The sequence below is a fragment of the Enterobacter cloacae complex sp. IR5412 genome, from assembly GCF_049237385.1.
Classification (GTDB): Bacteria; Pseudomonadota; Gammaproteobacteria; order Enterobacterales; family Enterobacteriaceae; genus Enterobacter; species Enterobacter intestinihominis.
The window spans coordinates 310,136-321,903 of the sequence record NZ_JBMKHQ010000003.1; the positions used below are offsets into that span (position 1 = coordinate 310,136).

Here is an 11,768-nt window from a genome sequence, read left to right on the forward strand (position 1 = left end):
AATGGAAAAAGTGAAACAAACCTACGTCCTTTCTTTAGGGCTCGGGCTCAGTGTTGTCTTTAGTTCTTTCAGCGCACGTGCGCAGGAACATTTCAACCCTCATCTTTTGGAAACAGACAGCGCAGAAGTGCCAGCAATGGATCTCAGTCTGTTTGCCAAAGATGAGGTGCCGCCCGGGGACTATAACGTCGACATTTTTATCAACGGCAATCTGGTAGACAGTAAAACCCTCTCTTTTCGACGGTTGAAAAGTGCCCCTACGTCAGACCGCACAGGGGCATGCTTAAACGTCACTCTGCTGAAAGCCTGGAACGTTCGTGTCGATAACTATTTTGGCGAACAGGAAAAAGCCAGCGAATGTGTGGATCTGTATGCCATCCCCGGCGCGGACGAAAAAATCGATCTGGCGCAGCAGCGTTTCGACCTGATCCTGCCGCAGGTTGCTTTATTTAACACCGCAAGGGGTTATGTTTCACCGGAGCGCTGGGATGAAGGGATCACGGCGGGTTTACTTAATTACAGCGTCTCGGGTCAACAGGATCTGCATCAGCGCAACGGCACCGACAGCAGTAATCAGTTTCTTAGCCTGCAACCGGGGCTGAACGTAGGCGCCTGGCGCTTTCGCAACTATTCCACCTATACCCATTCCGAATCCGAAAATGACTGGGATTCCGTGTATACCTACGCCTCACGGGATATTAAATCTCTTAAAAGCCAGCTGGTGCTGGGACAAGGAACCACGCGCGGCGGCATTTTTGATAGCGTCGGTTTCACCGGGGTGCAGATGTACTCGGATAACGATATGAAGCCGGACAGCATGCAAGGCTTCGCCCCGGTAATACGCGGTATAGCCCGCAGCAATGCCGAAGTGACGGTATACCAGAACGGTCACAGCATTTATAAGGCTACCGTGCCGCCGGGACCGTTTGAATTCAGCGATATGTATCCGACCGGCAGCTCCGGCGATCTGCAGGTGGTGATCAAAGAGTCCGACGGTACGCAAAGTAGCTTTATTGTGCCTTACGCCACGCTGCCGGTATTGCAACGTGAAGGTCAGGTGCAGTATGGCCTGGTGGCGGGCAAAACCCGTCAGGACGGGTCGGGTTCACGTGCAGAGGATTTTAACTTTATTCAGGGATCAGCGGCCTGGGGCGTCGGAAAAGGGATCACGCTTTACGGCGGCTATGTTCAGGCGGAAGACAATTATTCCAACCTGATTGCCGGAACCGGTTTTAATATGGGCAGCGCCGGAGCGCTCTCATTTGATATTTCCCAGTCGTGGGCGGATATCCCGCAGCCGGACAACATGCGACAACAGGAACACCATAGCGGCCAGTCGTATCGCGTGCGCTACAGTAAGACGCTTCAGCAGACCAACACCGATATTGCCGTCGCCGGTTATAAATTTTCAACCCGGGGTTATCTTTCGTTTCAGGACTTCCTCAATGACTGGGATCCGGGCAATAGCACTATTGATAATGGCCGGGAGCGAAACCGTTTTGATGTGACAATCTCACAGACGTTGCCTTTCGGCACCCTGTCACTGAGCATGTACGACGCCTCTTACTGGAACAGTGAACATGCGGACTCCATGAACCTGGGCTTCAGCAGCACGCTTGGACCGGTGTCGTACTCGCTGAACTATGCCCACTCTAAAAACGTCAATGGCGGTTACAATAACGATTCCGATAACTACGACGACGATAACGTCTTCTCGCTTAACCTGAGCGTACCGTTCAGCGCCTTCAGCCACAGTGAAGCGGCCCGGTCTGTTTCGGCTAACTATTCGATGAACAGTAGTAAAAACGGCGATACCACGCACAACATCGGAATTTCCGGTACCGCGATGCAGGAAAACCAGCTGAACTGGCAGGTTTCAGAAGGCTATAACGCCGATTCTGAAGCTACTAACGGCAATGTCACTGTGGGTTATCAAGGTACTTTTGCCGATATGTCCGCAGGCTATAGCTACGACGATTACAGCCGACGACTGAATTACAGCCTGCGCGGGGGCATGGTGCTGCATCGCGACGGTATCACTCTGGCGCGTCAGCTGAACGATAGCGTAGCGCTGGTTGAAACACCGGGTGTTTCCGGTATGCCGATCAACGGGCAGACGAACGTTCATACCGATTATTTCGGTAACGCCATTGTGCCGTACGTTCGTCCGTATCACAGCAATTCGATCTCACTCAACACAGTGGATGCCAGCGATACTTCTGCGGCCATTGATAACATCGCCAAAACCGTGGTGCCGACCAAAGGGGCGGTAGTACGCGTGAAGTACAACACCTGGATTGGACAAAAGGCGATGATGACGCTGACCTACAACAGTAAACCGGTGCCGTTTGGCGCAGTAGTAACACAAACCAGCGGCGAGTCGGATGACACGCGCAGCAGTATTGTTGGCGACGGCGGGGAAGTGTATCTCGTCGGGCTCGCCGGGAAAGGGCGGTTAATTGTTAAGTGGGGGGAGACGGCGAACAAGCAGTGCGCCGTTGATTACACACTTGCCGGCGCTAAAACAGAGGCCGATATTTTATTCATCAACGGGGTTTGCCATCCCGTATCGGGAGCAAATTAATGTCACGCTTCATTATTCTCCGTTCCGGCCTTAAATCGCTCATCGGCCCGGGAATGGTATTCATGCTGAGCGTGTCGCCGGCAATGGCGTACACCGATCGCAATGATATTGAGTTCCATGTCACCGGAAACATTATTGATGGCTCATGTAACGTCACCAAACCGGAGGCAGTCGACCTCGGGAAATATTACTGGAAAGACTTTGCCGTAGCGGGGGGGAACACAGGAAATGTGCCAGTGACCATCGCGTTTGACAGCTGCACCGCAGGGTTAAGCCAGGCAACGGTTACCTTTACAGGCGCACCTTACGCTGAAGATCCGGCTTATGCTTCTGTCATTTACGCCAATCAGGTGGCGGCAGATGCAGGCGGCGCGACCGATGTCGGCCTTCAGTTGTTTATCCGTGATCACGAACATCCCATCAGCGGTGTCGCGCTGGCCAACGGCGTGAGCTACCCGGTTGCGCTCGAAAACCAAACCGGCGCGATGACTTTTACTGCCCGAATGTATACCCCACATGGGACCCCAACACCGGGTGCATTCAGCAGTGCGATTACATTGAATGTTGTTTATAACTGAGCTTAAGTGAGCAGACTAATTTCATGTCAAAATATTTATATTATCTGGTGTTATTGCTGGGGCCAGTCCCACTATTAAGTCATGCAGCCTGTAACCGGGATAACGGCGATGATGTTACCGTTACGACGATCCCATTACCCTCGAAACTGTTGGTCAGTGCGAAAAATTATACCTTTGGCGAAGTGTTATACGATTCTGGATATATCAGCGGGACGGATGGGGATGTCACGATTAAAAACTGTAGCAGGGATTATTACGTAGGATTTCATTATAACCCGACTCATTTAGCGTCGGCGTCGCCGGTGGGAGATAATATCTACCCGACCACGATACCGGGTATCGGCATTAAGACCTACACGCTTAACCAGGCCGGTCCGTATGATTATGAACGTGCGGTTGATAACTCATGGCAGTCCGGCGATGGCGAGAGCAGCCATACGCTGGCGGGCTCGGCCTATCGTGTGCAGTTGATTGCGACGGGGGGTACAATCCCGGGCGGTAATCTGGCCCTCGAGAGCGGCAAACTGGCGACGGTGGAATTTCGTGAAGGGCAAAGCAGTTCGGATAACGGTGATAATGCGTCAGAAGTCTATTTGTCAAATACACAGATAGAAGTCTATGCGATGGGATGCTCAGCATCCGTTTCTTCCCTGCTGTTTAATATGGGCGATGTGGATACCTCTGCGTTTGATAATCTTAAGATGGTGGAAGGACCCGAACAGGATGTTGGTCTGAGCTGTCAGCCAGGCACCAACGTGACCTTGACCATCAACGGGCCGCTTGCCGAGGGCGACAACGATGATGGTTCAGTGATTGCTTTAGACCAGTCTGAATCGGGTACGACGGCGACCGGTGTGGGGGTCGTGATATCAGCCTATCAACCGGCGCTACGCAGTTTTACCTACTGGGCCATTGGTCAGGAGGTACAAGCTTTTAATTCCAGTCGTGTAAAAGCCGCATCACAAGGCAGTGGGCTGGCTGCCGATGGTACCGCGCTTGCTGATATCGGCTCCGCAACCACCTATAGCGATCCGGCAAATACAGGCGGGGCCGGAGAGTCTGAAACCTTACGTTTTAAAGCGTGGTATTACAAAACCAGTGACGTTGTCACGCCAGGGCAAGCAAATGCCACTGGGACAATCACCCTTAAATATAATTGATACCTTTGATCATGACAGGGGGTAGCGCTGCGGTTTATTTTTGTACACCTCTGCGCTACCGTTATGTGTTTCTGTCGTGTACATTTCCTCTGCGACCCTATTTATTCGGTGGAACTGACAATGATTACTAAACGGTCTGAGCCACGCTTTTCATTCATTCTGTTAATTTTTGTGTGTCTTGTAGGATTATATTCTTTTAACGGTCACCTTAAGCCTCACGCCGGACAAAAAGGGGTTGCATGTATTTCTTACAAGCGGATCCTGCGTGAATCACCGTTACTGGCACAGGAAAAAAAGCAGAACGAAATACTTCTCGCATTAGCTAAAAAATCCGCGCTTGAAGTTGAGAAAAAATATTACGCTCTGCCAGAACCCTTGCGCCGTGAAATGAAAGCGATCGATGATATGAGTAAAAACACGCAACTGCGGGCAGAGCAGGGTCGCCTGCGGCATATAAGCCAGCGAGTCATATCTGATACCGTTGAAAAATACAGAATAGATCATCACTATTCGGTCGTTTTCAATAAAGATAGCGCCTCTACAGTGGATTATGGTCACGACATCAGTAATGAAATCATTAATGAATTACAGCATGTAAAAGTGGTGTACGGGCCGCGCCCTAATTTTGAAGATGCGACCCGGGAGCTTTTGCTCGCTCAACCTGTTTCCGCAGGATGAGTGATTTTACGCAGTCGGCTCGCGCTGACGATGACCGCTACCGCAGAAGCCGCCGCAGCGATCCACAGTGCAGCATGAATTGCTCTCTCATTTGTCGCCAGCAGTACGCCCACAGCGGCGGCCCCCAGACACTGCCCGAACGTGCGCATAATGGATAACACACCGGATGCATAGCTCGCATAGTCACGACTAACGTTTGAGAGCATTTCCCGGTTATTGGGACTCTGAAAGCAGCCAAATCCCATCCCGCAAACCAGGCTTCGCAGGCAGATATCCCACATCGAAGGGCTGGCGGGTAACGTTGCCAGCAGAATCAAACCGACGACAAAAATCATCAGCCCCAGGGTTGAAATCACCGGGGCTGAAATCGTGTCCGCCCACCGGCCTGCATGCGGCGCAATCAGCACGATCCCGAGCGGCCACGGCGTAAATAGCAGGGCAGAAATCACCGGACTGTAGCCGTATTCGCTCTGAAACAGGAAGGGCAGCGCAATAAAGGTGATACCCTGGCTGACAAAAGCAATCATCGACGTTAAGGCCGCGAGGGTAAAACGTTCATTTTTGAATATGGCTGGCGGCAGTAAGGGGTTATCCGTGCGGCGGATCTGCCAGATAAAAGCCATGCCGCTCAGCGCAGCGAGAACCGTCCAGCAAAGACTACCTGTGTGATAAGTAGCATCATGGAGGCTGTTCGCCGCCACGATCGTCGAACCCAACAGCAGCGCCGACAATATGGCGCCCAGGGTGTCAAAGGGCGCTTGCTTTCGAACCGCATCCCGCGGCAGCGCTTTGACCGCCAGCAGCAAGGCGAGGGTGCCGGGAAGAACGTTTATCGCAAAAAGCCATTGCCAGCTCAGGGTGTGAAGGATCGTACCGCCCAATACCGGGCCGATAGCGGAGCTGGAGGCGATGAGCAGGGCGTGCAAACCCAGAATGCGGCCAAGCAATCGTCCGGGAAATACGGACCGAAGTATCGCGGGAGCAATACTCAGCGTCGCTGCGCCGCCGATCCCCTGAAGCACACGCATACCGATAAGCACTTCGGGCGTTTTCGCCAGCGCGCAACCCAGCGATGTCAGGGTAAAGGTCGTCAGGCCTGCCAGAAATACGGGGCGATAACCCAGGCGGGCCGCAAGCGCCGCGAATATCGCCAGCGTCATTGCAGCCGCCAGCAGATACCCGTTGGCGAACCAGACGGCATAACTGGCTGGCACCTGCATCTCCTGAGCCATGGAGGGCAGGGCAATATTGATCATGGTGCCATCAAAAACGCCCATTAACGTGGTGGTCATTATCGCGGCCATCACCCGTGCGCGCGTCGGGCCAGGCAGTCCATCGTCCCCGGGTTGGCTGGAAAAAAGCATCATCTTGTTGTCCTTAGAGAAGAGTGTGTGGATGACAAAACTATAAAGATGGCTTTTGCAGGGCGGAAGGCGCACCATTTGCACTTTATCGTTGCATGAAACGCCTTATCTGAATCTACAGGGAGGAAGGAGATGTCCGAACCCGATTTTAATTTGCTGATAGCACTCGACATATTGCTGAGCGAAGCGAGCGTGGCAGGCGCGGCACGTCGTCTGAACCTCAGCACCTCGGCAATGAGCCGGACATTAAGCAGGTTACGCGACGTCACTGGCGATCCGATTCTGGTGCGCGCCGGACGTAACATGGTACTGACCCCGTGGGCCGAAGCGACCCGGGACCATGCCAGGCGTGCAGTGCACGAGGCCAGGGCGGTATTACAGCCCTCAACTGAAACGTTCAGCGCGCGAAGCCTGGCGCGACTTTTTACCATCAGGGCAAACGATGGTTTTGTGGTGGCGTTTGGGCCTGCGCTTATAGCGGCTGTGGCCGACGCCGCGCCGGACGTCTGTATACGCTTTGCGCCTAAGCCGGAAAAAACGTCGCGCTATCTTCGAGAAGGGCTGGTTGATCTGGAGATTGGCGTCCAGAGTAATATGGGGCCTGAAATACGGCTGCAACGACTGTTTGAGGATCGGTTTGTGGGCGTCGTGCGTAAGGGGCATCCGCTGGCTAAGCAGGCAGAAATAGGGGTGAAGGATTATGTCGCCTGGGGCCATGTTGTAGCGTCACCCGAGGGTGCACTGCACGGATCCGTTGACGATGCGCTGGCCGAACTCGGAACAAAACGTAAAATCGCGAGCGTCGTACCGGGATTTCCGACGGCGCTGTCCGTGGCGGTGGCATCGGATCTTATCGCCATGATACCCGCGCTCTATTTACTCAATCAGCAGGTAACGGACCAGGTACACGTTTTCGAGCTGCCGTTCAAAAGCCGTCAAATTACGGTATCACAGATGTGGCACCCAAGAATGGAACGCGATCCCGCGCACCGCTGGCTGAGAGAGCAAATTCTCGCGATATGCAGAGTGAAGAGGTCAGACATGATTAAGGGGCCTGTATAGCGATTGCTATACGCGCCGCTTGTGCTATGCTTGTAAAGCAATTGCTATACAAGAGGTATACCCATGAAATCAGATGTTCAACTCAATCTTAGAGCCAAAGAATCCCAGCGGGCGCTTATCGATGCCGCCGCAGAGATCCTCCATAAATCACGTACTGACTTCATTCTGGAGATGGCCTGTCAGGCAGCCGAAAATGTGATCCTCGATCGGCGTGTATTCAATTTTAACAATGAACAGTATGCAGAGTTCATTGATATGCTCGATGCCCCGGTCGCCGACGATCCTGCCATAGAAAAACTGCTGGCAAGGAAACCTCAGTGGGACGTGTAACCCCCCCAGAGCCCTTATCCAGCGTCCATCAACTGGCGGAGTTCGTCAGTGGAGAGGCCGTACTTGACGAATGGTTAAAACAAAGAGGTCTGAAAAACCAGGCGCTTGGCGCAGCCCGAACGTTTGTCGTTTGTAAAACGGGCACAAAGCAGGTCGCGGGATTTTACTCTCTGGCTACCGGCAGCGTTAACCATACGGAAGCGACAGGTAATTTGCGGCGTAACATGCCGGATCCCATTCCCGTGATTATTCTCGCCCGTCTGGCTGTCGATGTCTCAATACGCGGAAATGGGTTGGGAGCCGATTTACTCCAGGATGCGGTTTTACGCTGTTATCGGGTAGCAGAGAATATTGGGGTGCGGGCGATCATGGTTCATGCACTCACTGAGGACGCCAAAGCGTTTTATATCCACCATGGTTTTAAAGCATCGCAGACTCAGGAACGGACACTGTTTCTCAGGCTTCCGCAGTAGCGGCGGGATTTTATGGAATGGATGTTCAGCCCGTCTGGCTGATAAGCTTGCGCCAGACTCTGTTATGCAAAGTAAATAGCAGCATCTTATAGAAAGCGGTAGAGAGGATACAGCTGCCGCTAAGCCCAAGCATGACAATACTTACCAGTGCCGCGGTCAGGCTGACGCCCGGAGAAGAAGTACCGCTCAGCGCAGCCAGCAGATAGGCTGCCGTTAATACCAGGCTTAGCACCGCCAGCGTAAGATGTAACCGCACGGCGCGCATGCTACCTTTGCCAATCATAAACATCGTCACTCCGTTGATGCCGGCAAAGAGTAGGGCGATAAGCACAACCCACACGAAAACGCGCTCTGCTGGCTGGCCGAGCGCGGTGAGTACGCCATACCCCAGCCACAGTTGCGGAATGGCGAAACTGACAATCACCCCGAGCGTACTAACCGCTGCCGGAATACCCATGGTATGAAGCCCCACGGGCTTAACCATATCATCAGCCAACTGCGTCTTCAGCTGCTGCAACTGTTTCGGGGCGGCATTTTTTATGCTGGCGGACACCTCATTACAATATTGCAGGCGACGGGTTAAAACTTTAACCATTTGAATACTCAGCGTTTATTTTCTATATCCAAACTGCCCCCCAGTACAACAATCCGGAAAGTTTAAAACAAAAGCAGCAAGGAACCGATCTTATAAATAGTGTATTATTTTTTCAGGTTAAAGGAGACGTGAATGACAGTGAAAAACCAGGAACTCATAGCGGCAGGATTCACCAGTAAGGATATCGAGCGAATCAAACGTCACCAGGCGACGGGGGAATCGCAGGAAAAGGTTCTGAAGGATCTGGCCGGTTATTTCCTGTCGGTAGCCTGGATCACCGGCGGGATGGCCATCATCACCTTGTTCACCGCGATCTTTGGCAGCGCCAGCCATGTTATCTCCTGTGTGGTTGCCGTCGTCTTTTTGCTAATTGTTCTGCTTCTGGTGATGCCGGTCAGACTTGGCTATAAATCATGGAAGCTGATGAGAACACAGATCAGCGACTCCGGTCATCACGGGTAAGGAGTTCCAGTACCACCTTCGCGCTCACCCCCCATCCCATAACCTTCATCGTCAGTTTGCCCGGAGACATGGTTTCCACCTTGCGGTAATAGTCTCCGGGAAGATAACGGAAAAGACGCCAGGCATCAGCTTTACCAGTCATACCAAACACCCCATAAACGCTGGCTGCAAGCGTGGTTGCGTTAAAGATCCCCAGGCCAACATCGCGACTGAACCCCATAAATTCCGCTATGGACATAGCGCCGTCCGCTATTATCCCCTCTGAAGCCGGTTCATTCAGGAACTGACGGGCTGCCTCCCGTGATACCGTATTAAGAGCATCACCGACCAGAACGGCACCGGCAAGCATACCAGCAGGCGTCATGGTGGCGATCATAACACCGCCAAACACTGCCTGAACGCCGGCAAGAACGACCTTAATTCCGGATATGAAATACCCGACTATTTTATTCTGCTCTGTTACATACTGAATATCAGCGTAGATCCGGGCATAGCCTGTTTTCAGCATGCGCGACTGTTCAAGCAGGTACTCATTCTCAGCTCTAAGGTTTTTCATGCAGGTAATGCATTCTTCATCGTTCCTTGCTCGCCTCGCCACGTCAAACTGTTGCATTACAACCTGTCTTATTTCATCCACGAATTTCAGTCGGTTCAGTGAATCGCTGAGATGCATGGCCGCGACCATATTTGCGGTATTAACAAGCTTCCGGGCTTCCAGATTGATCATCGTATCAGCCCACTGACGCCGACTTTGTCCGGAAAAAAGCGCGATATCCATTACATGTTCCTTATGTGTCGTCAGGACGAGAAGTCATTAGCCTGCCAGGCTCAAATACTGCAGTTGCGCGCCATGACTTCACGTCTTCAGTTTTCTTGCCATCAACAAAGTGCTGCTTCCCGAGCAGGTAGGTAAAGAAGCCATCAAGCTGCGTGATAAAACAGGAGATATTGTAGCCAGACCTATAGAAATCGTAGTCAAATGTTCGTATGTGCTTCTTATAGTAATAGACGTAAAAGAAACGCAGCGAACACAGAATGTTTTCTTGAATCCCCAGATGTTTCTTGCTCAGTTCATTCATTCCATAAATTGTGGCGAACATAACCGGTAGGGTAGTCACATCATCAACTATGAGATGAGTTCTCTGATTGTTCCTCGATAAATATTAGATGGAATATGCCATGAACTTTGCGGATGCCCCGTAATTTTTGCGTTATGAAGTCATCGTAAGTCCACAACTAAATTTAGGCAACCGACTGATTCATCGGTAAGCTCCTGAAAGAGAGGAACTCATGAACTAAAGAATAAACTCACCGTATTTAACATAATATACATTATGCGCACTTAGATTGAATACGAGTAAATCCAGCCAGTTCAGACCCATCCTTGTTCTGCTCATTCCGCGCAACATGTCCCTCTGTTCTGTGCCATCAACGTTCATAACTGTCGTTACGGTCTTGCGTGATCTCCACGGCAGTCACCTGTACATCCTTAAAGCGCAGCCCATCCACACCAGAAATTTTCCCGAACTCTGACGCGTCAATCAAAATCCCCTCCAGCGTTAACCCGACCACAGGACGCTCCGGATATCCCTCGATGAAAAATGCCCGCGAAAAGCATTTGCTGTCTGATCGACGCGCCGTCATATTTTTAATCGTCAGTCCGCTGACCGCAGTAAGACCGGCTTCGCCCTCAACACCTTCAGCCAGTTTGCGCCAGTGTTCTGGTTTATCAGATAAATTGCTCTGGTCGCCATAGCTATACTGCGGAAACCAGTTCAGCTGGATCAGCACCGGAAAACGCACGTCCGTAAGCCGTAGATTTTGTACGGTGATATCACGGATAAATCCGCCCCGGTTGCGAGCAGATTTAATGCGAAACCCGACACCCGTTCCGTTAAACGCGTTATCTTCTATCAGGACGCGTTCAATGCCACCTGAAGTTTCACTCCCCAGTGTGATCCCGGATCCCTTATTCAGCGTACATCCTCGAATCACTATATCCCGCGCGGCACGAGCTTTTTGCGCCGCTTCGCGTCCTCGTCCTGATTTGATGCAGATATTGTCGTCATTGCAGGACACAATGCAGCGTTCAATCCGCACCTGTTCGCAGGAGTCGACGTCAATCCCGTCGGTGCTCGGCCCCGCAGAATTGCTGATTTGCACGCCCTCAACCGCGATATGGCGCGAATAATAGAGGTGCATGTTCCAGAATCCGGACTCCCGACTGGTAAAATCACGCAGCAGAATACTCTGGCTTTCAAAGACCAGGATATTGCGCGGGCGCTGACAGTCATAATCAACAACCCAGCGCAATCCTCTTGCGCTGTAATCGCCGACCATGCCGCTGCGCTCGTCATCGCCCCAGTAGCGTTGCCACCAAATTGCACCCTGCCCGTCTATCGTGCCTGTACCGGTAATGCTGACGTTTTCACAATCGATGATATTAATAATGCCTGCCGGCCAGCGCATATTAATGCCGGCC

Annotated in this window: 12 protein-coding genes; 8 read left to right on the forward strand and 4 right to left on the reverse strand. The window is 52.1% G+C overall.

Features of this window, described 5'->3' with window-relative positions; all coding sequences use genetic code 11:
* Position 1: 1 nt before the first annotated feature.
* From ACOTX2_RS07750 to ACOTX2_RS07765, 4 genes are all read left to right on the forward strand, one after another.
* A complete protein-coding gene (locus ACOTX2_RS07750) occupies positions 2–2,584 on the forward strand; it encodes a fimbria/pilus outer membrane usher protein (RefSeq protein WP_063147316.1) in 2,583 nt (860 codons plus the stop codon).
* Entirely contained in the window at positions 2,584–3,162 is a 579-nt protein-coding gene (locus tag ACOTX2_RS07755; protein WP_022648146.1) for a fimbrial protein, read from the forward strand. Before ACOTX2_RS07750 ends, ACOTX2_RS07755 begins: the two co-directional genes overlap by 1 nt.
* A 23-nt stretch (positions 3,163–3,185) precedes the next feature.
* Complete coding sequence (locus ACOTX2_RS07760; protein ID WP_063147317.1) at positions 3,186–4,322, forward strand: type 1 fimbrial protein; 1,137 nt, start codon at positions 3,186–3,188, stop codon at positions 4,320–4,322.
* A 120-nt stretch (positions 4,323–4,442) separates the two neighbouring features.
* Positions 4,443–5,000: an OmpH family outer membrane protein gene (locus tag ACOTX2_RS07765; RefSeq protein ID WP_023300131.1), complete on the forward strand. Its 558-nt coding sequence runs from the start codon at positions 4,443–4,445 to the stop codon at positions 4,998–5,000.
* Here ACOTX2_RS07765 and ACOTX2_RS07770 read toward each other — a convergent pair.
* On the reverse strand, positions 4,979–6,367 hold the full coding sequence (locus tag ACOTX2_RS07770) for an MFS transporter (RefSeq protein ID WP_063147318.1): 1,389 nt from the start codon (positions 6,365–6,367) through the stop codon (positions 4,979–4,981). The genes ACOTX2_RS07765 and ACOTX2_RS07770 overlap by 22 nt on opposite strands.
* Positions 6,368–6,496: 129 nt before the next feature.
* Between ACOTX2_RS07770 and ACOTX2_RS07775 the strand changes: the two genes are divergently transcribed.
* The 3 genes from ACOTX2_RS07775 (at position 6,497) to ACOTX2_RS07785 (ending at position 8,229) form a co-directional block, all read left to right on the forward strand.
* Positions 6,497–7,426: a LysR family transcriptional regulator gene (locus ACOTX2_RS07775; RefSeq protein ID WP_063147319.1), complete on the forward strand. Its 930-nt coding sequence runs from the start codon at positions 6,497–6,499 to the stop codon at positions 7,424–7,426.
* Positions 7,427–7,489: 63 nt separating this feature from the next.
* Positions 7,490–7,756 carry a DUF1778 domain-containing protein gene (locus ACOTX2_RS07780; protein ID WP_046621516.1) on the forward strand — a complete coding sequence of 89 codons (267 nt, stop codon included), beginning with the start codon at positions 7,490–7,492 and terminating at the stop codon, positions 7,754–7,756.
* The gene (locus ACOTX2_RS07785; RefSeq protein WP_063139083.1) at positions 7,744–8,229 is read left to right on the forward strand and encodes a GNAT family N-acetyltransferase; all 486 of its coding nucleotides are present in this window, start codon (positions 7,744–7,746) and stop codon (positions 8,227–8,229) included. Before ACOTX2_RS07780 ends, ACOTX2_RS07785 begins: the two co-directional genes overlap by 13 nt.
* A 25-nt stretch (positions 8,230–8,254) precedes the next feature.
* Here the strand turns inward: ACOTX2_RS07785 and ACOTX2_RS07790 are convergent, their stop codons facing one another.
* Complete coding sequence (locus ACOTX2_RS07790; RefSeq protein WP_063147320.1) at positions 8,255–8,824, reverse strand: hypothetical protein; 570 nt, start codon at positions 8,822–8,824, stop codon at positions 8,255–8,257.
* Between the two features lie 132 nt (positions 8,825–8,956).
* Between ACOTX2_RS07790 and ACOTX2_RS07795 the strand changes: the two genes are divergently transcribed.
* The gene (locus ACOTX2_RS07795) at positions 8,957–9,286 is read left to right on the forward strand and encodes a hypothetical protein (RefSeq protein ID WP_023306210.1); all 330 of its coding nucleotides are present in this window, start codon (positions 8,957–8,959) and stop codon (positions 9,284–9,286) included.
* Here the strand turns inward: ACOTX2_RS07795 and ACOTX2_RS07800 are convergent.
* Positions 9,261–10,064: a DUF4225 domain-containing protein gene (locus tag ACOTX2_RS07800; protein WP_063147321.1), complete on the reverse strand. Its 804-nt coding sequence runs from the start codon at positions 10,062–10,064 to the stop codon at positions 9,261–9,263. The genes ACOTX2_RS07795 and ACOTX2_RS07800 overlap by 26 nt on opposite strands.
* A 650-nt stretch (positions 10,065–10,714) precedes the next feature.
* A partial coding sequence (locus ACOTX2_RS07805; RefSeq protein ID WP_421625899.1) for a glycoside hydrolase family 28 protein occupies positions 10,715–11,768 on the reverse strand: 1,054 nt, incomplete at its 5' end.